The sequence below is a fragment of the Candidatus Nanohalovita haloferacivicina genome (genome assembly GCF_029232205.1).
GTDB classification, from domain to species: Archaea; Nanohalarchaeota; Nanosalinia; order Nanosalinales; family Nanosalinaceae; genus Nanohalovita; species Nanohalovita haloferacivicina.
The window spans coordinates 202,237-224,305 of sequence record NZ_CP107255.1; the positions used below are offsets into that span (position 1 = coordinate 202,237).

A 22,069-nucleotide genomic window follows, 5' to 3' on the forward strand; every position below is an offset into this window, starting at 1 on the left:
TAAAAGCCATTTTTCCTATCGCTATCGTTGTTTAAAGGACTCTGTTGCCGAATTTTCTGGAGAGGACTCTTCTGTAGCTATATTCGAGGACTGTGAACACTCCTAGTACTGCTGCTACCTGTATCCAGTGCTGTGGGCCTAGAGGCACTACTCTAAAGACATCCGATAGCGGTGTGTAAAGGATTGCTAGATGGGTGAGTGATGCAAAGAGGATAGCTGCGATCAGGTACTTATTGTCTGTTAGTTTGAGGCCGTAGTCTCTTCTGATTACTTGGAACATCATTATTTCGAAGAATGCCAGGGCCATGAACAGCATTGTCTGGGCGTGTGCGAAGTTCTCAATGTTGAGGAAGAATACGGGCAGCATTACTAGTGCTGCGAGAGGCCCTGTTACCGCAATCATTCCAAGGATCTTTTTGTCGAGGATTGGCTGGTCTGGATCTCTCGGATTTCTCTCCATTATTCCCTCTACCTTTGGGTCTTCTCCCAGTGCTATTGCTGGCGGGCCGTCGCTTGCGAAGTTTACCCATAGGATCATTAACGCAGTTAGGACTACTGCGTCACCGCTTGCAAAGTATTCTGGGTAGAAGAGGCCTCCTATAAGTGTGCCGAGGAATACGAACATTACTTCTCCTGAGTTAGTGGATAGAAGCTGGTTAGTAACCTTTCTGATATTATCAAATATTGCTCGGCCTTCTGAAATTGCGTCTCTTATTGTTACGAAGTTGTCGTCCTGTAGTACCATGTCAGAGCTTTTCTTTGCGACGTCTGTTCCTCTCTGGCCCATCGCTACACCTACATCCGAGTTTTTGAGGGCCGGCGCATCGTTTACTCCGTCTCCGGTCATTGCTACGTTGTAGCCCTGGGCCTGTAGTGCTTCAAGTATTCTTACTTTGTGTTCGGGGGAGACTCTTGCAAATATCTCGACTTCCATGACTTTTTCCTGAAGCTCTTCATCACTCATTTCCTCTATTTCCGGGCCTCTCATTGCGCCTTCCGGGTTGAATCCGAGTTCCTTTCCGATGGCCTTTGCTGTTTCAATGTTGTCGCCTGTAGCCATTACCACTCCGATACCTGCGTTTCTGCAGTCTCCTACTGCTTCTTTTACTTCTTCTCTGGCTGGATCCATCATTCCCTGGAGGCCCAGGAATACCATGTCTGACTCTATTTCTTCGTCCTCTTCGTCACCTTTGACTTCTTTTCTTGCGAATCCGAGTACTCTTAGTGCGTCTCTGGCGAACTCGTGGTTTTTGTCCTTCAGTTCCTGTCTTTTTTCGTCGGTCAGCTCTTTTTCCTCGCCGTCTTCAAGTATTCTGTCGCATCTTTCCAGTACTGCTCCTGGAGCACCCTTCATGTAGGCCTGATTGTCCTCTGTTACCACAGTCATTTTTTTTCTGTCGGAGGAGAAAGGAATGCTCTTCTTTCTCTTCTTATTGTCTTCAAGGCCTGCTTTTTTGGCTGATACAAGTAGCGCGATTTCTGTTGGTTCACCCATGAATCCATCTTCTGTCATCTCCGAGTTGTTGCAGTACATTCCACATTCAAGAAGTGGTTCAAGGTATTCTGAGTCTGTTTCATGTCCGTCTCTTTTGAATCGGCCTTCTGTAGAAGTTCCTGTGCCTGTTACCTGGAATTCTTCCCCCTGGAAGTACATGGTTTCGACAGTCATTGCGCCTTCTGTCAGAGTCCCGGTTTTATCTGTTACAATGTAGTTTACGGATCCAAGGGCCTCTACTACAGGAAGTCTCCTGACCAGCGCGTCTTTCTCCAGTAGTTTTCTGGATCCGAGGGCCAGGGTCAGTGTTACGATTGCAGGAAGTGATTCTGGTATTGCTGCGACGGAAAGGCCTATCGCCAGTATTAGTATGGTTATTGCGTCTGCTCCTGTGAGTGCAAACTGCAGGAGGGCTACGAATGAAATAATTCCTACTACGAGGGCGCCGATTCTTTTGCCCATTTTGTCAACTTCTTCTTCAAAAGGTGTCTGGCCTTTTTCGGCCTCGTCAAGCTCCTCTGCGATGTCGCCTACTTCTGTATCCATTCCTGTGGCGGTGACAACTGCTTTCCCACGGCCTTTGACCACGTGCGTGTTCATGAAGACCATGTTTTTCCTATCCGCGACTGCGGAGTTTTCCTCTGACTGGCCTGGCTGCTTGGAGATTTCATGGCTTTCTCCTGTAAGTGCTGATTCATCTACTTCCAGGGCATCGGCCTCTATCAGTCTTGCATCTGCAGGTACAGCATCTCCCTGCTCCAGAAATACAATGTCTCCAGGAACTACATCTTTCGAGCTTATTTCCTTCTTTTTGCCCCCTCTCATTACTGTGGCATTAGGTTTAGCCATTTTTTTCAGGGCCTGTATCGATTTCTCAGCCTTGTAATCCTGTATAAATCCGAAGGTTCCGTTTGCAATCAGAATCAAAAATATTACTCCAGCTTCTCTGTACTCTGGGCTGTGTTCTGGTAGAAGGCCGATTCCAAGTGAGAGAGCGCCTGCTACGAAAAGCAGGTAGATCAGGTTGTCCTGAAACTGGCTGAGAAATATCTTCAGAGGTGATGTGGAGTCGTCGCTTTCAATTACGTTTTTTCCTTCCTCTTCTATCCGGGATTCTGCTTCTTCCTGTGTCAGGCCTTCTTCCTCAGTTTCTAGATGTGATAGGACTTCTTTCAGAGGTTTGCTGTGGAGGCCCATATTACTGAATATTATTTTCTTCTTGCTTAAAAGAGGTGTTGTAAGAAGTTGTTTTTTGGAGAATGAAAGCCATGTGGCGCATGGCTTGTGATGATAAAACTTTCAGAAGTTTTGCGGCCGAAGCAACTATGTTGCTTCTTAAAGCACTTTTTCCGCAGGAAAAGTGCGGCGTCCGGGATCAGTGACGGATGTGACGATGCGGAAGGGGGTTAGAAAGTCGGTTGCACAACAACCGACCGACACGCATCGTGAAACAACAACCATGACAAACTACGACAGTTCCGACATACACAGAAGACTCGAAACCCTCAAAAACAAAAACTGCGTCTCACAACGCAACGCACAACTTCTCGACGAGTTCGTAGAAGAACTCCAGGCAAGAGACGGCACAAGCGACAGCAGAACAGTCTGGTACATCTCCAAATTCTCCACAATCCTACAACAATACCTTCGAAAAGACAGGTTCGAGAAAGACACACGGATCGACAGAACACTGGAACACGACCAGCTGGACGAACTCACCAAGTCCGACCTACTCGCAGTAATCGGCGTGATGAAGAAACTGCCGATGAACGACCTCTGGACAGAAAGAGCAGAAACCAAAGACGGAATCCTCACACCACTACAGGCTAAAGAAAGGCTTTCAGAGGAAGCATTCAACAGCCTGGAAAAGATCGACTCCGACTCCATGAAATACAAGGACTACGAACCCAGCGAAGAAATCTTCAACCAACTCCAAGACTACTCTGCAGCAAAAGTAGAAGACGGCGACTACAAGCTTACAGAGTTCGGAGAGAACATCAAAGATGTCAGCGAACCTGAGAAGTATGCAGAGAAAACCATGAACGGGTTCAAGACCGCCTTCAAGATGTTTCTCAAACTCCGCCACCCCTTGAAGATGGACAGACCACGGAGAGTCAAGAGAATCATCCAGTCAGGAATCCTCAAAGGCAACACAGACGCAGACAGAAAAACCGAACTACACCTGTTCAGCCCCGAACAAATCTGGAAAATGGTTGAGGCAGCGAGAAACCCTAGAGACGCTCTACTGCCAATCCTATGTCTGGACGCAGGAGCCAGGAACAAGGAAATCAGGAAAGTAAAGCTCTCCGACATCGAAAAGCAGTCCGAAACATGGATAGTCGAGTTCATCGACTCCAAAAACGGAAAACCGCCAAGAGACCTGCCACTGACACACTGTATCGAACAGCTACGGGCATGGCTCGAAAGCCACCCACGGAAAGACGATCCTGACGCTCCACTGTTCGTAACACTTAACGACAAGGGCGACGGAGAGAAAGGCAGCGAACTCAAGAAAGAAAACATCAACAAGATCCTGAAACGGTTAGCCAAGAGAGCAGACGTAGTAGACAATCCAGAAACTGTCAAAGTCTACGATTTCAGGCACTCATCCGCCACATTCAGAGGCACAGAGCAGGACTGGGGAGTATCCAGGATGATGTACTGGTATGCGTGGAAAAAGCCAGACCGGGCGAAAACCTACTGCCACGAGGATAACAAGCGGATGACAGAAGCTATCTTGAAAGACAAAGGAATCAAGACCGAGGACAACAGCAATAACTCGATGCAGATGCAGGAATGCCCACGCTGCGAGGAAAAACGACCCGCCAACGCCGAATACTGCCCAAAATGCTCTCTACCTTTGGACAGCGAGACAGCCATGAGAGACGCAGACCTCAAGAAAGCAGCCAAAATCCTCGTAGACATGAAACTTGACGAAAAAATCGAAGACGAAGAACTCAAAGGACGCCTACAACGAGTCAGAGAAGGAATCTAAACACTTCCTCTCTCCTTTTTTCTTTCCCCCGTTGAAAACTTTCTAAACAGTTGTACCCGAGTGTAATATTGAGGGGTTATTTTCGGTACAGAGGGAGGAGCTTTCACAATGAGTAGTTCTTATAATAAATCATAGATGTCGATTCCCCACTTCTCGCATTCTTTCTTCGGTTCCGTGACCTGTTTACGGAGTTCCTTCATCTTTTCCTGTCGAAGCTGTCTGTGCCTGTCCATCTCCTCCACAGCAGTATGGTAAGCCTCTCCCACCTGCTTATTACCCAAGTCGTTCCGCTCCAGCAGCTTCTTATCCTGCTTCGTAATATGGATACTCGTCGTGCCCGTGTCAAAGCCCATACAGAAAGCGGACACTATATCGCACTATAAACCTAATGGGTTCAACCAGAAAAATAGAATACGAGAAACTCGTTTCCACCAGACACCAAGAAAAAAGTAGCAGAACGGTCGACATCACCGCAGCTTACCAGGGCAGACACGAAGAAGTAAGTTGGAAAACGGCGAACCTAATACCTGCCGAAGCTCCAGACCTAATAGAACTACGGTTTCCCGTAAACTGCTTGGTGCTTCAGCAATAGTATATGGTAAACTGAAATGATGGTTATCATAGCTGGAAGACAATTAATACGGCAGAGGAGAAGAACTATGAGCAAAAAATTAGCTTTCGGTCTGGCAGTCCTCTTGAGCCTTGGATTTACTTCTATGGCTATGGTCCAGCCTCAGCAAGGACAGATGAATCAGTCGATGATGCAGGAGCATATGCAACAGATGCAGCAAATGCAGTAGAGAATGAATCGATCCGGAATGGAACAAGGAATGCAAGACGGCATGATGGGAGGAGTGCAGATATAGCCACGAAAATCACTTAATTTTTTCCTATTTTAGCCATAACCTGTAAGACTAAGAAAATTGTACAGTATAATGATTTAAAGGGATATTCTACCCATCGAATTCATCCAATATTCTTTCCCCATTTTTTGTAAGTCTCAGGTATTTTGGCTTTCCTTCTGGGTTGATGTGTTCTAGGTAGTCTTCTTCTCGAAGTAGTTCGATATGTTTTCTTGCGGCAACATGGCTCATGTCAAGTTTATCTGCTATTTCACTTAGATATATTCCGTCCTCCTGTTTTTCCTTTACTATCTGGATTATCTCTCTGCGTGTGTCTGCGCCTTTTGAAAAGTAGAAAAGTACGGATTCATCCATACCTTTATTCCACCTTTTCCCTGATCTTCTTCATCGATGTGTAGAGGCCATAAGAAGCATAGCTCAGGCTTGCAGCTCCAGCGACCACACCTAATTCAAGAAGAAGATTGTAAATCGGCTCTGGAATTCTAAGAAATACTTGGAGGACTTTCAGCCATTCGTGCATTCCAAGACCTATAGCGGCAAGTAGGAAGAATACCCAGTACTTTCCTCTATTGGTTTCTTCCGAGAGTCGGTATGTATAATACACAGCTATTCCGAATAGAACTGAGGAAAGAATCACCAGAACAAGGCTGACAGTATCTACCATAATCCTATTTTGAGAGGTTATCTACAATAAAGTTACCTGTATGCATACCTAATGAAACCCTAATGTAACCTTTTAATCTCTGGAAACTTCAGATAATTTACATGCATAGAGGTCTGATCAGCGGATTTAAGTCTTCTTTCGACTCTTTTTGGGCTGCAGTAGCAGTAATCGCTGTCTCAAGTATGTTTTATCTGGTTCTTACCTTGAGTAGTTTTCCAAATTATTCACTGGAGATGTTAAATGCAAGCATCCTGTATTTGGATGAGGCTTTCTTAGCTCTCAACTGGAATGTCTTCAATACCGCTGGATACGCCGGAATTTTTCTCTCTGTAGTTTACTCAGTGTTTTCAGGTGTTCTTTTAGTAAACCTTTACCAATCTCTAAAAATCAATGGCATATCTAATATCAAGAAAAGCGGAGGAATGTTCCCAGCCTTCTTGGCCGGAGGATGTGCAGGTTGCGGAGCAGGAATTCTAGGTTTCTTTGGACTTCTAGGCATAGCCTCAGCATTACCTTTCCAGGGAAACGGTCTGAAAGTCGGGAGCATCGCTCTGATGGCGGTAGCAATATCAAGTATCGGCAATCCCGAAAAATGCTCGATAGACTGAGTTAGGAATTTTCACAAAAATAGGTAATGTAACCCTATTGTAACTTATAAAAAAGACAAAGTTCCATAGGTTACACAGTGAGTTTATACCGCGATTTTCAGGACTTCTTAGCACAGTATCCGCTAGACCCCTACACCGTTTTCCGGACAGGATTAGGCCTAATGATACTTCTATCTGGAATCCATAAACTGGTCGATCCTGTAGTCTGGTCCAGCTACATAGCTCCAACATTCGCCGACTTATTGAATCAGATAGATCTCCAGAACTCAGTTTTCATGCAGATCAACGGTGTTTTTGAAATCATTTTCGGCACCAGTATTCTACTCGACAAATACACTACAGCAGCGGCAGGGGTCGTCACACTGTCTTTAGCGGGGATTATAGTGAACCTTGGACTGGCAGGAACAGGATATCTCGATATAATAATCAGGGACTTAGGACTGCTACTGCTTTCAACAGGAGTAACTTTACAGGCAGTCCGGAGGGAGAAAAAATGACCGAAGAAATACAGATTAATCTTGATGTAAGACATGCGATAATTGGAGTATTCATACTTGGAATCTTAACCGGCTTCCTGGCAGGATTAGTTACATCAACTCAGCTTTCAGGAGCCGAAAATGTTGCACAACAGCCTTCACAGGAAAATAATAATCCTTCTCCGCGGCCTACCGGTCAGGCTGATTCAGAAGTAGATATTAGCTTCGAAACAGAAGGGGAGCCTGTGATCGGTCAGGAGGATGCACCGGTCACGATCGCTTACTGGGGAGACTACCAGTGTCCTTTCTGTAAACGATTCGAGCAGAGGACATTCCCTCAGCTGAAAAACAACTACATTTCAGAAGGAAAAGTAAGGTTCGTATTCAAAGACTTCCAGTTCCTCGGTCCGGATTCAAAAACCGCTGGAATAGCCTCTGAATGCGTCTGGAAACAGGTCGGAAATTCTAACCCTGATGCCTTCTGGAACTGGCACGCCTCGATGTTCGACAACCAAGACGGAGAAAACAGCGGCTGGGGTAACAAGCAGGACATAACTTCGATGACGCAACAAGTTTCAGGAGTAAATGCAGACCAACTTTCAAGCTGCATGGAGAACAACCAGCAGAAGTTCCAAGACGAAATGGATAAAGACAAAAGTGAAGGACAGTCTGTAGGAGTCACAGGAACACCAGGATTCGTAATATACAAGACAGGTTCAAACTCTGGACAGCAGATTACCGGTGCACAGCCATTCAGCCGGTTTGAATCAGTTATCAGCCAAGTTCAAAACTCTGATCCAGGAACCGAGACAACAGGAGAAAACGAACAGGTTGACAAGACCATACAAGTCTCAGGGACAGAGTACAGTTTCTCACCTTCCACAATAAAAGTCGGAAAAGGCCAGACTGTGGAAATAGAATTTAGCAACACAGGCAGTATTCCCCACGACATGAAGATTCCAAGCCTTGGAACAGGTTCAAAAGTTATACAGCCAGGTCAAACAGACTCCTTCACATTTACAGCACCAAAATCAGGAACCTTCCCTATAAGCTTCGAATGCAGCCTCCCAGGTCACGCAGCGAACGGGATGAAAGGACAGCTAAAGACAGGTTGAGAGATCGTGGGGGAATTTGAATGTGACAAGTGCGATAGAGGCTTCAGTTCCGAGGAGGCGTTGGAGCAGCATAAACAGGACTACGATCACAGCAAGCTGAAGGAATGCTCGAAATGCGGTGAAAAATTCAGATCCAAGGAAAAATACAGTGAGCACAAGAAAACGCATTGGGGTCCGGTACGAAGACACATCTTCGCTGACCATTATGTTTTAGGAGGACTAGCTCTGATAGGCCTTGTAATCGCGCTGGGACTGGGCTTAAACGCACTTCCTTCTGGCGGCTCCAGTCAAGAATCCATACCTGAAGATGTAGGCCAGACTGTCAGTATAACCGGAGGAGATTTCTACTTCAATCCTTCCACGAGCCGGATAAACGATACAGGCAAGATAAGAGTGAGGTTTACCAATCAGGGAGGTGTTAGTCACAATCTCAGACTGACCGGTATCGGGAAGGGGACAAGTGTCATCCCGCCAGGCCAATCTGAAGCATTCACCTTCAACGCTTCAAAAGACGGGGAAACACCTATAGCGTTTGAATGCACGCTACCAGGTCATGCCGAAAGAGGCATGGTAGGAAGATTCACTTCAACATAGAGGAGAACAAAACATGGAAGAATGCAAATACTGTGATAAAGAATTCGATAAAAAGAGGAGAAAGCTTCAGCACGAATTGAAAGAACACGAGGGAGAAATGTCTAGCCATGACAGAGATGGGAAAAAGAGAGAATTAAGCAAGTTGAGAGAGAAGGATAAGACGGCGAAACAGAAACGGAATAGGAAGATAATCTACAGCGGGATTGGTCTAGTATTGCTAGCTGGCCTGGTTTTCGGAGGCTACCAGGTTTCCCAATACGCTGATTCTCTACAGCCTGAGAAAGATGCCGATAAAGGAATAGGAACTCCTATTCACTGGCACGCAAATTACCAACTCACAGTCTGCGGAGAAAACCAGATCCTCCGAGGAGGACCTACTAGAGCACATACACACGGTCAGAGCCAGTTCCATCTTGAAGGAGTGAGAACAAGCGAGGAACAGGCAACTTTAGATGGGATTGTAGATAGTTTGGGCGGCCAACTGGAAAATAATTCAGTGATGGGTCAAACCAGCTGCAACGGAGAACCGGCTGAACTCACAGTTAAGGCGAATGGCCAGGAACTTGAAAATCCGCTGACTTACATCCCTAGGGATGGCGATAACATAGTAATCAGGTTAGAATGATAGAGAAACTTCTCAACTTCCTCTGGAAATACATCGCAGGACCTATAATAGCAGATGCAAAAAACGCCGAAACCGCTGTATGGAACGGAGTGACCGCTCAAACTGGCTACAACCTTTTCAACACCGTAACATGGGCGGTACTTGCAGCGTTCTTCGGCTACTTTATTTACAGGGAATTCGACCGGAGGGATATCAGTTTCACTCCGGAAACAGTTGTAGCCTCGGTACCTTTCATCCTGATTGGCGGGATGCTCCGATTTATCGAAGACGCCGGGGTTCTTGTATTCTTCCTCAGGCCTTTCCTGATAACCCCGATAATCTACTTCGTGATAGCCGGAATATACTTGGCATCGTTTGTAGGAGCGATCAAGATCTCAGAAAAGTACGGCAAAAGCCGTGAAAGAGTTCTGGCCGAGATCGGAACACTGTTCCTGACGCCCGTAGCTTTCTACACTTTCTACCTGTTGTTCCAGTTCGGAATCAACTGGAGCCTACTCCTAATATCCTTGCTTATTCCAGGAGTGTTGACCGCTGGATTTTACTGGCTTTTCAGAGATACGGGATTCGGGGAAGCTCCTTACTACCTTATTGCTTTCAGCCAGTTCTTCGGCGGAGCAGTAAGCATGGTAAGTGTTTCTCAAGGGTATGTGCAGAAACAGTTGCTGGCTCAGTTCTCCACCCAGCTATTCGGAGCACCAGGAATACTGGTAGTTAAGACCGGATTATTGGCTGCTGTCCTATACATAATGCAGGATATGGAAGACGATGAAATAACTGAAGCCATACTTGTACTTGCGTTAACAGTTGTCGGCCTGGCAACAGGGCTCAGAGTCCTCCTGAGATTAGTGGCAGGAATATGATCAAAGACAGACACCTCCATAAATTTTCGGACCTGAAGAACTACCAGTTCTACCTTGCCCTAGGTTCAACTATAGCAGTTATAGTTCTGTTTTTCGATGACTGGAAGCCAGACATACATTCCGCCTTTGTAATAGGTTTCACCGCTTTGATGATCTGGAAAACCAGGAAATCAAATTCCTAGGAAAATCCAAGTTAAAAAACCTGAGTGGGGGTTTTTTGAAAAATATATAAGGTATTTTCTTGTCCGGTTCGGAGATACTAGTGCCGGTCCTGATGATTTAAAAATCCTAAATGAAAAGTTATTCATATGGATTATAATTCATATAGCAAATTTTTCAACGCATTAGCCAGCGAAAACAGACTGAAAATACTCGACATACTCAGAGAACAGGACAGAACAGTATCCGAAATATCAGAAATAGCTGCCGTTGAACAAAGCTCGGTCTCACATCACCTTCGATGCCTCAGGAACTGCGGATTTGTCCAGAGAAAAGTTGACGGCAACAAAAGAATCTATACTATCAATTCAGAAGCGGTGGAAAAACTTTTCTCAGGCGTAGAAGAACACATCGAGAACCATGAAAACGGCATCTATACCTGTGAAATACTCAAAGACGAACGAGGAGAACAATGATGACTGACTACGACCTAATCATAGTAGGTGGCGGTGCAGCAGCCTTTGCAGCCGCCAACAAAGCCAACCAACTCGAAAAACAAACTTTGATGATAAACGACCCCCACGATCTTCCTCTCGGGGGAACCTGCGTAAATGTCGGCTGCGTCCCCTCAAAGACGCTACTACATCAAGGAGAGGAAAACTACTACCCGAAAAACTCAGATTTCCGAGCTATCAACCTCGAAGGAAACGCAGACCTCGTAGAAGCAATCGAAGAAACCAACGAAATGGTTGACGGATTCAGGGAAGGAAACTACGAGAAAGTAATCGATAAACAAGACTATGTAGACCTTGTAGATGGCAGAGCCAAGTTCAAAGATGAGAATACAGTAGAAGTAAACGGCGAAAAATACTCCGCAGACCGATTCCTGATAGCCACAGGAGCATCCACATTTGAACCACCGATCGATGGCATAGAAGAAGTGGATTATCTCACGAACGAATCAGTCCTAGAGCTTGACTACCAGCCCGAGAGAGTGGTTGTTATTGGTGGCGGACCGCTTGGACTCGAATGGAGCCAGATATTCCACCACTTCGACATAGAAGTAGTAGTTCTCGAAAGAAACGACAGATTCCTCCAAAGAGAAGACCCGCTAATCTCTGAGGAGATAGAGAAACATCTCAGCAACGAAGGAATAGAAATGCACTCCTCAGCAGAAACACAAAAAGTCCAAGAAGAAAACGGACAGAAAATCATAGAAGCAGAGATAGATGGCGAAAAACAGGTCTTCAAAGCAGACGAAATCTTTTTAGCAACAGGCATCGACCCAAACACAGACGACCTGAACACGGAAGAAGCAGGAATAGAAACAGATGACAGAGGTTTCGTAGAGATAAACAATCGGATGGAGACCTCTCAGAACCATATCTATGCTGCAGGCGATGTAACAGGAGAACTTCCTCTGGAGACTGTAGCAGCCAAGCAAGGAAGTTTCGCAGCCCAGAATATGTTCGAAGACTCGACGGAATCAGAGGATTCCGCTCGATCGAGCGAACATGAAAGTTCGCCGAGTGCAGTGAAGGAGATTAATTACGATGAAATACCTCACGCCGTTTTTACATCTCCACAAGTTGCCTCAGTAGGTATGACCGAGCAGGAATATATGGAGGAGTATGATACCTGTCTATGTTCTGCTGTAAGGATGGACCAGGTGGAGAAGGCGGAGGCTATCAAAGACACCAGGGGAATTGCTCGGATGGTTATCGACCACGAAACAGAAGAAGTCCTCGGATTCCATATAGTAGGACCGATGTCAGCCGATATAATTACCACAGCAACCTACGCAGTCAAAAACCAGATGACTATAGACGAAATCAGAGACACAACCCATATCTTCCCAACTCTAAGCGAAGTCGTGAAAAAAGCAGCACAGAGCTTCGACGCCGACCTCGACGAAATGGCCTGCTGCGTGGAGTGATAGTATGACAGAGCACAAATGCGAGAAATGCGGTAAGACATTCGACTCAGAAAAAGCACTCGAACAACACCAAGAAGATTATGACCACAGCAAAGAGAAAGAAGACGATAAAGGTCTGAAGGAAAGGATAATGACCTCGAACTACACAGGCTTAGCAATAATAGGCATACTCCTCGTAGGTCTTACAGTAGGAGGATACTACGCCCTGAGTCCTTCAAACACATCTGCTGGTGATGGATACAGTCATTCACATACTGCTGAGATAGGCAGCCAAGCACCTGATTCTTCGTTCACTACAGTCAACGGCGAAGAATTCAAGCTCTCCAAATACAGCGGAGAGAAAAGAATGATATGGCTTTACGCAACCTGGTGTCCAAGCTGTTACAAAGGAGCACAAGTCCTCCAAGCCCGAAACGAACAACTCAAGGATATGAAGATAATCGCCTTGAAAACGAAAGGAAACGCAGGATACTCAGGACCATCAACACAGCAGTTCGCCGATAAATACGCACCAGAAACCCTGAACAAAGAGAACTGGGTCTGGGGAAAGGCTTCACAGGAACTAACCAACATCTATAACCCTCAGAACACTCCTGATATAATCTGGCTGGTAAAACCTAACGGAGAGATTTACGCCAAGACAGCAGCACCAGCAGCACGAATCAACCAGATAACAAGGTTCGCCCAGAAAAACTTCAACAACACAGAAGAAATCAGCCTCGGAAAAGAAGTAGAAATAATGGGCAGAAACCACATTTCAACAGGCGAACAGGTCAACAACTACAACTCCAATCCTCCAACATCAGGACCTCACTACCAGAGACCAGCAGAAACAGGGTTCTACAGCAAGAAACTGCCTGACGAAAGACTTGTCCACAACATCGAACACGGACAAATCTGGATAAGCTACAACAACATCACTTCAGAAACCAGGAAACAGTTAGAACAACTGGCACAGAACTATCCTAAAGCCGTTATAGTGACAAAGCGTCCAGAGAACAACGCCAAGATAGCGGTAGCCTCCTGGGGAAGACTGATGGAGCTTAACAGCTACGACAAGCAAAAAGTCGTGAAATACATCAAGGCCTACATCAACAAATCTCCAGAACCATTTGCCAAACTACCCAACTAACGAGGCCAAGAAAGAATGAATCGGATAAAAGAAGGATTTTCGGATTTCAGCAGGTCGGTAAAGACGGTTCTTACGGAGAGAAAGTATCAGGGCATCTTTCTCGGTGTTTTCACCCTATTCTTTACTCTCTACATTTTCACGCTTCCCGCCACCTACACAGGAGGAATAGTTGGATGGATTTCGCTCCAGTATTTGACGCCTGAGTTAGCCGTGTTTTCATTTGTGATGTCTGTTGAGACCGGTCTTATAGCATCTTTCATAGCCTACTCCTCCACACTTTCACTTGGAACAGAGCTTGAAACTTCATCAGGTATAGCAGGGAGTATACTGCCTCCATTACTTTGCTGTTCTCCACTACTACCCGCACTGGGAGCGGTCGTGGCAAGCCTGACACCTCTAGCGATTAATATAGGATATCTTCAGGGCTTGATCGCAGTTTATGAGACAGAAATTCTTCTTGGAGCAACACTGATACTTGGCTACTCCGTACTGGAAAACTCGAAAACAGTGAGAAAATGTATTAATTAAGCAGCTTTTCAGAAGCTCTATATTGAGAGCGCTCTTAGCAGAGAAAAAATAAGGAGGGAAAGGCTGGTAGCAATCCTACCTATTTTTATTGTCCGCTACCCTCTGTTGTTGGTCTTCTTAGTCTCTGCTGTCTCCAATTTTCTATACATTTGCTATTATAGGTCCTGCGATGTATTTCCAGAGGAATGATAGAACAGGATTCATGTCTTTATTCGGCCTCGATTCGTGAAAGTCTCATTGCGTTGCCTGTTACGCCTACTGTCATTCCTGCATCTCCTATGAGAACTGCTATTGCAACTGTAACAATCTGTAGTGGAACTCCAATTGCGAGGAGAAGTTTGACGAGTAGGCTTGAGTAGATGTTCTGTCGTATCACGCCGTTTGCGGTATGGGAGAGTTTGTAGAGGTACGGTATTTTCGAGAGGTCATCGCCCATGAGTGCGACATCTGCTGTCTCCAGTGCGGTGTCTGTTCCTGCCGCGCCCATTGCGACTCCTACAGTTGCTGTTGCGAGTGCGGGTGCATCGTTCACGCCATCGCCAACCATCGCAACGCCGTCATACTTTTCCACCAGTGACTGTATCTTCTCCACTTTTTGTTCGGGTAGAAGCTCTGCGTGGTACTCTCCGACACCTACTTGCTCAGCGATCGCTTTTCCTGTTCTCTCGTTGTCGCCTGTAAGCATCATGGTTTTGATGCCCTGTTCGTGAAGTCTTTCGATTGTTTCTGCTGCTTCTTCCCGTACTTTGTCGGCAACCGCTATTAATCCTTCTACACGATCTTCGTTTCCTACTACGATAACGGTTTTGCCCTGGCTCTGGAGTTCAGGTACTTTTTCATCGAGTAGATCCATGCAGTCGTTTCTTTCGCATAGCTCTCGGCTTTTGGAGCTGATTTCTCCAGAGGTCATGGCTGTGTGCACATGTTTGAGGTTGAATCCTTTTTCGCTGAAAAGATCGGGTTTACCGGCGTAGTGTTCTTTTCCAGCTAGTTTTGCTTTTACTCCTTTGCCTGTGATGCTTTCGAAATTCTGGATGTTCTCTGGTTCAATACCTCTGGACTGTGCTGCCTTGATGATGGCGTCTCCAAGAGGGTGTTCGCTCCGAGTTTCGAGTCCTCGGGCGCATTTCAGGACATCTTCTTCGTTCTTGCCGTTTACTGGTACTATATCGGTGACGGCAAGCTCTCCTTTTGTGAGGGTGCCTGTTTTGTCGAAGGCGATTGCCTCGATTTCTCCTGTGGCTTCTAGGTGTTTTCCACCTTTGATCAGCACACCGTTTTTCGCTGCGCTTGTGATACCGGATACGACTGTTACAGGTGTCGATATTACGAAGGCGCATGGACATGCTAGCACGAGCATCGTGATACCGGCTAGGAACCATGTTGTCCACGACATACCGAGGAGTAGGGGCGGTACAGTAGCTGTTAAAACTGCGAGCGTTACCATGAATGGTGTGTAGTATTCGGAGAACCGTTCCACGAACTGTTCTCTCTTGGTCTGGCTTGACTCCGCATCCTCAACCATCTGAACGATCTTCGATAATGTGTTGTCTGACGAGTCCTTAGTCACTTCTATCTCAAGGTATCCTTCCTCGTTGATCGTCCCTGCGTAGACTTCGTCGCCTTGTTTCTTGTCCACTGGCATCGATTCTCCGGTGATCGGTGCCTGGTTGACAGCGCTTTCGCCGTCGATAACTTCTCCGTCCATTGGGATTTTCTCGCCAGGTCTAGTTATGACGATGTCTCCGATTTTTACCTGTTCAACGGGTATCTCTGTTTCTTCTCCATCTCTCTTCACTGTGGCGGTGTCGGGTGAGAGATTCATCAGTTCGCGGAGCGAGTTCCGAGCCTTATCCATAGAGTAAGTCTCCAGTAACTCGGCTACATTGAACAGGAACACCAGGGTTGCGGCCTCGAAGTAGAGTTCGGCTCCGAACGCAAAGCTGGCTGAAACGGCGCTGAGGATTGCCGTGCTCATCAAGAAATCTATGTCTAGGTTCAGTTTTTTCGCCGAATAATAACCGTTACGCAATATTACAGGGCTTCCTGAAGCGATCCCGGCCAGGAAAAGTATCTCGGCGATGAAGAACTCTCTGCCCAGAAATTGGGCTATCTGGAAGTCCTGTAACACCCCGAACTTGAATAAGAGGCCTGCGCCAAGGAAGATCCCTGCTATCCATGTCTTGATAGCTCTACTGCTTTTCCAGACGCTTTTTCTACCTTCTTCTTCTATGTCTCCGCCGTTACTTTGGTTATGTCCTGCTCCTTCATTATCTTTATTCTTCACACTGTAGCCTACGCTTTCTATAGCATCAATTAGTTCAAATTCGGAAATCTTTGAAGAATTGTAGTTAACTGTGACTTTTCCAACGGTTGTTAAAGCGCTATATTCGTTTATACCCTCAATATTGTCAAGTGAATTTTCTATCTTGGCGGCACAAGATGCACAGTCCATCTCAGGAACCATGAACTCGGCCTCATCTTCTTTCAAGTCCTCATCATGACTTTTGTCGTGTTCGTCACTCATTTGCGTGATCTACACCTGACTCGATTATCTCTTCGATGTGTTTGTCGTTCATACTGTAGTATCGGTGCTTCCCGTCCTTCCTCTTTTCCACGATTCTCCTGTCATTCAGTTTTCTCAAGTGATGGGAGATGTTGGAGTTGGTCATCTCCAACTGTTCCGTCAACTCGTGGACACATTTTTCTCCTTCCGAAAGACTGAGCAGTATTTTCAGCCTGTTCTCGCTGGATAGTGCCTGAAATATTTCTGCGGTTTCTTCAAGACCTTCCCGATACATAACATTTGAACATTTATTCAAATATTTAAAAAATTAATTTTGCGAAATAAAACCCGAGTCAGGCAGTTACTCGACCAATAAAGCAATAATGATAATCAGGGCTGTAATTCCAAACAGTATTGCAGTCATTATTGCCATCTCTTTCCATGAAAGTTCGGCGAGAGCGTGATTAAGGTCGTCTCCGCCGTGGAAAACCGAAGGAATCTGGAAAACAAGGCTCATAATTTAGTCTTTGATTTCCCGGTTTTATTTCATTCTGAGGCCGCACAGTGCTTACAGCAGTATATTTTCCCGTTTTCTTCGTGGCCGCCGCTGTAGATCTCACAACCACAGTTCTCACATTCTTCTATCTCGCCCTGGATTGCGGCGTTAAGAATTTCTCCGAATGCATCCAGCTGTTCCCTCACCAAGTCTTCTCCATCTTCTGTCAACTGGTAGACCTTCTTGCCCCGATCTCCTTTCTCTTCCATCGTAGCGACTCCCTTCTCCGTTAGTTTTTCCAGAAAAGGGTAGATGTGGGAGGTTGTCGGTTTCTTGCCCGTAATTCTTTCTATGTCTTTGATTAGCTGATAGCCGTGTTTTTCTCCTGATTCGAGTAGTAAGACTGTGTAGAGCCGGTTTACATTTGATAAATCGATTTCTTCCATTTTCGAGTTCACATTTAGATAATCTCAACACAATTTTATATCATTATATGACATACCTGTTGCTATGGATCAGAAAAACTCAAATCTTAGGAATAAAATTCTCTCTTGGATATCGGCTAATAGAACAAAAATTCTGATCGCGTTCGGAATACTAGTTTTTCTCGGATTATTTGTCGCCAACAATACCTATGATGACAACAAATCTGTAAGCTCATCTGAATTCAACCGAGCCGATGTTATGTTCATGAACATGATGATCATCCACCATGATCAGGCTATCGAAATGGCGGAGCTAGCACCTAATAGAACAGATAACGAGAATATTCTCGAACTTTCAAGAAATATTTCCAAGGCTCAGAGAGCAGAGAATGAACAGATGGCGGAATGGCTGAGAGAACTCGGCTACCAGAGGCCTAGAAACGGGCATCGAATGGCTGGAATGGCATCACAGGAACAGATGCAGAGACTGGAAAACAGTAGCGGTAGAGAGTTTGACCGATTGTTCTCAGAATTAATGATTACACATCATAGAGGCGGTATCCAGATGGCGCAGAGCTTTATTCAGAGAGGCAGGAACCCTGAACTTATAGAAATGGAGAAAGGAATGGTTAGGGCTCAGACGGAGGAGATTGAGAAGATGAAGGAGTGGAGAAGTAACTGGACTGAGTAAACCTTAAAAACAACATATCAACATGTGATATGTAAGTGTTTGATATGAACGATAAAATTTCATTCGATCTCTCGATAAAAAATGCGGTAGCAGTAAGCTTCATAGCCGGAATCCTTCTAGGAATAGTTGTCGGAGGTGCAGGAGCATTAACTCTTCAAAAAAGCCCACAGACAATGGAATCCACTTCTACAGATAATCCTTCGCCCAGCCCAACAACAGGCGACACACAGCAGGACAGCAAGGATGGAGGAAACACTGTCTCTGTTGCCGACTTGACATGGGAGGATGATCCGGTATTAGGTAGCGAGGATGCAGAAGTTACCCTTGTATGGTTCAGCGACCTGAACTGTATGTACTGTCGGCGTTTCGCCCAGAACACATTCCCACAGATCAGAGAAAACTATGTAAGCCAGGGAGATGTCCGAGTAGTGAAAAAAGATTTCATCACGATGGGAGAAAACTCTGTAACACTGGCAAAAGCCTCGCAAGCCGCATGGCAGCTAGTCGGAGAAGACAATCCAGAAGTATTCTGGACCTGGTCGGACACGATCTCAGAAAACCAGCCTGAGAGAAAGAGAAACTCCAAGAATGTAACAGAAGACATAATCTCTACAACTCAAGAAGTTGATGGGATTGACGCAGAACAGCTTCGTGAGAAGATGAAAGAGATTAGTGAAGAAGAAATAAACCAGGACATTCAGGAAGGTAAACAGAGAGGGATTTCCGGTACACCAGGATTCCTGATCTTCAGGACAGGATCTGATGAAGCCAAGCAGATGACAGGCGCACAACCCTACAGCAGCTTCGAATCCGAGATCAACAAACTCCTAGAGAACTAGCCTCTAGGAGACACCTATTTTTTATTTTTACACTCACCTATCACATACTGATATAAAGACTTGTGATGAATAACCAAATGTGATCTCAAAATGAAACTCAAAAACAAAATTTCCATAATGCTTGTATCGCTGATTACAACCCTTTCCACAGCTGCAGCAACTCCAGGCCACGACGAAGGAACGGCCACAGGAATGATGTGGAGCGACGGAGGAAGTTGGATGCACAGTGGAGCAGGCATGATGGGGTATAACATGTGGGGTATGGGATGGTTCGGACTACTATTCGGACTCGCATTCTGGATACTAGTCATCCTTGGAATAATCTACCTATACCAACAAATCACTGAAAACGAAGGTGAAGAATAAAATGAGCGAATACGGAATAACCGCCGAAGTTGAATACAGCTACTCTGAAGCCATAGAAAAGACGAAAGAAGTTCTCGCAGACCATGGCTTCGGAGTCCTATCAGAGATAGAAGTATCCGAAAAACTCAGGGAAAAGCTGGATGTAGATTTCGACGACTACATGATACTCGGAGCATGTAACCCGGAAAAAGCTTATCAAGGCTTAAAGGAAGAGCAGGAACTCGGACTTTTACTGCCCTGTAATGTAATAGTGTACCGAGAAAACGGTAAAACTTTTGTATCGGCGATAAAGGCTTCAAAAGCACTTGAAGTAGCCGGAAATGAAGATCTGGAGCCGATAGCCGAAGAAGTTGAAAAAGACCTAAAGAAAGTCATAAATGAGGTAAAACAATAATGGTAAGAAGCAAGAACCAGGCAGGTATAGCTCTAGGAGCACTTTTCGGACTGATGCACACTCTATGGGTTGCAGCAGTAGGAACAGGAATAGGTCAACCTATAGTAGACGCTCTTGAATCAGGGCACTTCCTATCCTCAAACTACTCCGTTACTGCTTTTGACCCTGTAACGGCTTTAACAGGAATAATAGGGGCAGTTATAGCAGGTTATATTATTGGCTGGATATTTATCTACGTCTACAACTTTACAGATAACAAACTAGACAGCTAGCTTAAGGAGGTTTCTCAACAAAATGGAACACGACCACGACGACGAAGACTCAGACCATGACTCAGGTCACGGACACAAACATCACGAAGAAATGTTCAAAAGAAAATTCTTCATCTCAACACTGCTATCAATACCGGTACTGTACTTCTCCACTTTTGTCTCAGGTCTACTTGGATATACTCCTCCGACATTTACCGGCAGTAACTTAATTGTGCCTGTCTTTTCAATCATAATTTTCGCATATGGAGGGCTGCCGTTCCTGAAGATGGCAAAGTCGGAGTTTGAAGACCGTCAACCAGGAATGATGATGCTGATCTCACTCGCCATAACTGTCGCCTTTGTCTACAGTATGGCAGCTCTCGTCTTACCTACAGAATCAAGCTTCTTCTGGGAGCTCGTAACCTTGATCGACATCATGCTGCTCGGCCACTGGATAGAAATGCGTAGTGTTCGCCAGGCATCAGGAGCACTAGACGAACTAGCACAGCTCATGCCAGACACTACAGAAAGAATAAACGAGGACGGAACAGTCGAGGAAGTCAAGGTCTCCGAACTAGAAGAAGGCGACAAAGTTCTTGTCAGACCTGGGGCATCAATTCCAGCTGACGGAGTTGTAGTCGAAGGAGAATCAGATGTCAACGAGTCCATGATCACAGGAGAATCCAAACCTGTCAGCAAAGAGCCAGGGGACGAAGTGATCGGCGGCACAGTAAACAAGGAAGGAAGCCTGAGAGTAGAAATCACTGCTACAGGAGACGAAACCGCACTATCCGGCATCATGAAAATGGTTGAAGAAGCACAGGAATCAAAGTCGAAGACGCAGCTTCTCGCTGATAAGGCGGCCGGATGGCTTTTCTATATAGCACTGGGTTCAGGAGCCATTACTGCAGTAGCTTGGATGATAGCTGTAGGGTTTAACGTAACTGTAATTGAGAGAGTTGTAACTGTACTGGTTATTGCCTGCCCTCACGCCCTCGGTCTGGCGATACCTCTAGTAGTAGCGATTAACACTTCGATGGCTGCAAAGAACGGAATTTTAGTTAGAGACCGTATCGCTATGGAGGAATCTCGAAAGCTTGATACAATCATGTTCGACAAGACCGGAACCCTGACAAAGGGAGAGATGGGCGTTGTAGAGATCGAGACAGACGGAATAGAAGAAGACGAAGCACTTACACTGCTCGCATCAGTAGAATCAGACTCCGAACACATAATCGCTGAAGCAATCAGAAACTCAGCAGAAGAAAGAAACCTCAGCATCCATGACGCTGATAACTTCGAAGCAATCAAAGGAAAAGGTGTCAAAGCCGATGTAAAAGGAGAAACTCTCTATGTCGGAGGCCCTAACCTAGCAAAGTCAGAAGGGTTCAAGATCTCCGACAAACTGAACCAGTTTGCTGAAGACGCAGCAGAAAACGCAGAAACAGCAATCTACCTGTTTAGAGACGGAGAAGCAGTAGCAGCAGTAGGACTAGCAGATGTAATCAGAGAAGAAAGCCGTGAAGCCATCGAAAAACTCCACGACAGAGGTATCGAAGTAGCGATGCTGACAGGAGACTCAGAAGAAGTAGCAGAAGCAGTCGCCAAAGAACTCAACATCGACACCTACTTCGCAGAAGTCCTGCCCGAAGACAAAGACAAGAAAGTCCAAGAACTACAAGACCAAGACAAAAAAGTAGCTATGGTCGGTGACGGCGTCAACGACGCACCGGCACTCACAAGAGCCGATGTAGGTATCGCAATCGGTAGCGGAACAGATGTAGCAGTCGAATCAGCGGATATTATACTCGTGCAGAACAATCCACTGGATGTTGTCAAACTGTTGAATCTCAGCGATCTAAGCTACAGCAAGATGAAACAGAACCTGTTCTGGGCCACAGGATACAACGCCTTCGCAATACCACTAGCAGCTGGAGTCGCAGCACCAATAGGAATAATCCTATCACCAGCAGTAGGAGCAGTAGTGATGTCACTTTCCACAGTAATAGTAGCCATCAACGCACAACTGATGAAAAGAAAAGCAGTCTAAG

At 45.7% G+C, this 22,069-nt stretch carries 26 protein-coding genes; 18 read left to right on the top strand and 8 right to left on the bottom strand.

What is annotated here, in order from left to right:
- Window positions 1-31 precede the first annotated feature (31 nt).
- Window positions 32-2,692, bottom strand: coding sequence for a cation-translocating P-type ATPase (locus tag HBNXNv_RS01125; protein WP_347720999.1), 2,661 nt, complete (start codon window positions 2,690-2,692; stop codon window positions 32-34).
- A 163-nt stretch (window positions 2,693-2,855) separates the two neighbouring features.
- Here HBNXNv_RS01125 and HBNXNv_RS01130 point away from each other — a divergent pair, with 163 nt between their 5' ends.
- Window positions 2,856-4,490 (top strand): tyrosine-type recombinase/integrase, encoded by a 1,635-nt coding sequence (locus HBNXNv_RS01130; protein ID WP_347721000.1) that lies wholly within the window; start codon window positions 2,856-2,858, stop codon window positions 4,488-4,490.
- A gap of 119 nt (window positions 4,491-4,609) precedes the next feature.
- Here the strand turns inward: HBNXNv_RS01130 and HBNXNv_RS01135 are convergent, their stop codons facing one another.
- Window positions 4,610-4,843: a hypothetical protein gene (locus HBNXNv_RS01135; RefSeq protein WP_347721001.1), complete on the bottom strand. Its 234-nt coding sequence runs from the start codon at window positions 4,841-4,843 to the stop codon at window positions 4,610-4,612.
- A 306-nt stretch (window positions 4,844-5,149) separates the two neighbouring features.
- On the opposite strand from HBNXNv_RS01135, the gene HBNXNv_RS01140 reads away from it, so the two are divergent.
- A complete protein-coding gene (locus HBNXNv_RS01140) occupies window positions 5,150-5,290 on the top strand; it encodes a hypothetical protein (RefSeq protein ID WP_347721002.1) in 141 nt (46 codons plus the stop codon).
- A 153-nt stretch (window positions 5,291-5,443) separates the two neighbouring features.
- On the opposite strand, the gene HBNXNv_RS01145 is transcribed toward HBNXNv_RS01140, so the two are convergent.
- On the bottom strand, window positions 5,444-5,707 hold the full coding sequence (locus HBNXNv_RS01145; protein ID WP_347721003.1) for a winged helix-turn-helix domain-containing protein: 264 nt from the start codon (window positions 5,705-5,707) through the stop codon (window positions 5,444-5,446).
- 4 nt (window positions 5,708-5,711) lie between these two features.
- A complete protein-coding gene (locus tag HBNXNv_RS01150) occupies window positions 5,712-6,017 on the bottom strand; it encodes a hypothetical protein (protein WP_347721004.1) in 306 nt (101 codons plus the stop codon).
- A gap of 101 nt (window positions 6,018-6,118) precedes the next feature.
- Here HBNXNv_RS01150 and HBNXNv_RS01155 point away from each other — a divergent pair, with 101 nt between their 5' ends.
- The 10 genes from HBNXNv_RS01155 to HBNXNv_RS01200 all read left to right on the top strand — a co-directional run bounded on the left by HBNXNv_RS01155 (window position 6,119) and on the right by HBNXNv_RS01200 (window position 14,050).
- Window positions 6,119-6,625: a hypothetical protein gene (locus HBNXNv_RS01155; RefSeq protein WP_347721005.1), complete on the top strand. Its 507-nt coding sequence runs from the start codon at window positions 6,119-6,121 to the stop codon at window positions 6,623-6,625.
- A gap of 77 nt (window positions 6,626-6,702) precedes the next feature.
- Window positions 6,703-7,122 carry a DoxX family membrane protein gene (locus HBNXNv_RS01160; protein ID WP_347721006.1) on the top strand — a complete coding sequence of 140 codons (420 nt, stop codon included), beginning with the start codon at window positions 6,703-6,705 and terminating at the stop codon, window positions 7,120-7,122.
- Window positions 7,119-8,216 carry a thioredoxin domain-containing protein gene (locus tag HBNXNv_RS01165; RefSeq protein ID WP_347721007.1) on the top strand — a complete coding sequence of 366 codons (1,098 nt, stop codon included), beginning with the start codon at window positions 7,119-7,121 and terminating at the stop codon, window positions 8,214-8,216. The genes HBNXNv_RS01160 and HBNXNv_RS01165 overlap by 4 nt, the downstream gene beginning before the upstream one ends.
- A 6-nt stretch (window positions 8,217-8,222) precedes the next feature.
- Window positions 8,223-8,810 (top strand): C2H2-type zinc finger protein, encoded by a 588-nt coding sequence (locus tag HBNXNv_RS01170; RefSeq protein WP_347721008.1) that lies wholly within the window; start codon window positions 8,223-8,225, stop codon window positions 8,808-8,810.
- A gap of 13 nt (window positions 8,811-8,823) precedes the next feature.
- On the top strand, window positions 8,824-9,435 hold the full coding sequence (locus HBNXNv_RS01175; protein WP_347721009.1) for a hypothetical protein: 612 nt from the start codon (window positions 8,824-8,826) through the stop codon (window positions 9,433-9,435).
- A complete protein-coding gene (locus tag HBNXNv_RS01180) occupies window positions 9,432-10,295 on the top strand; it encodes a DUF63 family protein (RefSeq protein ID WP_347721010.1) in 864 nt (287 codons plus the stop codon). The genes HBNXNv_RS01175 and HBNXNv_RS01180 overlap by 4 nt, the downstream gene beginning before the upstream one ends.
- 308 nt (window positions 10,296-10,603) lie before the next feature.
- Window positions 10,604-10,930 (top strand): ArsR/SmtB family transcription factor, encoded by a 327-nt coding sequence (locus HBNXNv_RS01185; RefSeq protein WP_347721011.1) that lies wholly within the window; start codon window positions 10,604-10,606, stop codon window positions 10,928-10,930.
- The gene (merA, locus tag HBNXNv_RS01190; RefSeq protein ID WP_347721012.1) at window positions 10,930-12,390 is read left to right on the top strand and encodes a mercury(II) reductase; all 1,461 of its coding nucleotides are present in this window, start codon (window positions 10,930-10,932) and stop codon (window positions 12,388-12,390) included. Before HBNXNv_RS01185 ends, merA begins: the two co-directional genes overlap by 1 nt.
- A gap of 4 nt (window positions 12,391-12,394) precedes the next feature.
- A complete protein-coding gene (locus HBNXNv_RS01195) occupies window positions 12,395-13,522 on the top strand; it encodes a DUF3105 domain-containing protein (RefSeq protein ID WP_347721013.1) in 1,128 nt (375 codons plus the stop codon).
- Between the two features lie 15 nt (window positions 13,523-13,537).
- Complete coding sequence (locus tag HBNXNv_RS01200; RefSeq protein ID WP_347721014.1) at window positions 13,538-14,050, top strand: hypothetical protein; 513 nt, start codon at window positions 13,538-13,540, stop codon at window positions 14,048-14,050.
- Between the two features lie 208 nt (window positions 14,051-14,258).
- Here HBNXNv_RS01200 and HBNXNv_RS01205 read toward each other — a convergent pair whose 3' ends face one another.
- From HBNXNv_RS01205 to HBNXNv_RS01220, 4 genes are all read right to left on the bottom strand, one after another.
- Window positions 14,259-16,577 (bottom strand): heavy metal translocating P-type ATPase, encoded by a 2,319-nt coding sequence (locus HBNXNv_RS01205; RefSeq protein WP_347721015.1) that lies wholly within the window; start codon window positions 16,575-16,577, stop codon window positions 14,259-14,261.
- Window positions 16,570-16,851, bottom strand: a complete 282-nt coding sequence (locus tag HBNXNv_RS01210; RefSeq protein WP_347721016.1) for an ArsR/SmtB family transcription factor — start codon at window positions 16,849-16,851, stop codon at window positions 16,570-16,572. The genes HBNXNv_RS01205 and HBNXNv_RS01210 overlap by 8 nt, the downstream gene beginning before the upstream one ends.
- Before the next feature lie 66 nt (window positions 16,852-16,917).
- Entirely contained in the window at window positions 16,918-17,073 is a 156-nt protein-coding gene (locus tag HBNXNv_RS01215; RefSeq protein ID WP_347721017.1) for a hypothetical protein, read from the bottom strand.
- 29 nt (window positions 17,074-17,102) lie between these two features.
- Window positions 17,103-17,498: a PadR family transcriptional regulator gene (locus HBNXNv_RS01220; protein ID WP_347721018.1), complete on the bottom strand. Its 396-nt coding sequence runs from the start codon at window positions 17,496-17,498 to the stop codon at window positions 17,103-17,105.
- Between the two features lie 64 nt (window positions 17,499-17,562).
- On the opposite strand from HBNXNv_RS01220, the gene HBNXNv_RS01225 reads away from it, so the two are divergent.
- The 6 genes from HBNXNv_RS01225 (at window position 17,563) to HBNXNv_RS01250 (ending at window position 22,068) form a co-directional block, all read left to right on the top strand.
- A complete protein-coding gene (locus HBNXNv_RS01225; protein ID WP_347721019.1) occupies window positions 17,563-18,168 on the top strand; it encodes a DUF305 domain-containing protein in 606 nt (201 codons plus the stop codon).
- Window positions 18,169-18,212: 44 nt separating this feature from the next.
- Entirely contained in the window at window positions 18,213-19,007 is a 795-nt protein-coding gene (locus tag HBNXNv_RS01230) for a DsbA family protein (RefSeq protein WP_347721020.1), read from the top strand.
- 90 nt (window positions 19,008-19,097) lie between these two features.
- The gene (locus HBNXNv_RS01235; RefSeq protein ID WP_347721021.1) at window positions 19,098-19,373 is read left to right on the top strand and encodes an SHOCT domain-containing protein; all 276 of its coding nucleotides are present in this window, start codon (window positions 19,098-19,100) and stop codon (window positions 19,371-19,373) included.
- Window position 19,374: 1 nt separating this feature from the next.
- The gene (locus HBNXNv_RS01240) at window positions 19,375-19,767 is read left to right on the top strand and encodes a DUF302 domain-containing protein (RefSeq protein ID WP_347721022.1); all 393 of its coding nucleotides are present in this window, start codon (window positions 19,375-19,377) and stop codon (window positions 19,765-19,767) included.
- Window positions 19,767-20,039: a hypothetical protein gene (locus tag HBNXNv_RS01245; RefSeq protein ID WP_347721023.1), complete on the top strand. Its 273-nt coding sequence runs from the start codon at window positions 19,767-19,769 to the stop codon at window positions 20,037-20,039. The genes HBNXNv_RS01240 and HBNXNv_RS01245 overlap by 1 nt, the downstream gene beginning before the upstream one ends.
- Window positions 20,040-20,061: 22 nt before the next feature.
- Complete coding sequence (locus HBNXNv_RS01250; RefSeq protein ID WP_347721024.1) at window positions 20,062-22,068, top strand: copper-translocating P-type ATPase; 2,007 nt, start codon at window positions 20,062-20,064, stop codon at window positions 22,066-22,068.
- The last annotated feature ends 1 nt before the right edge of the window (window position 22,069 follow it).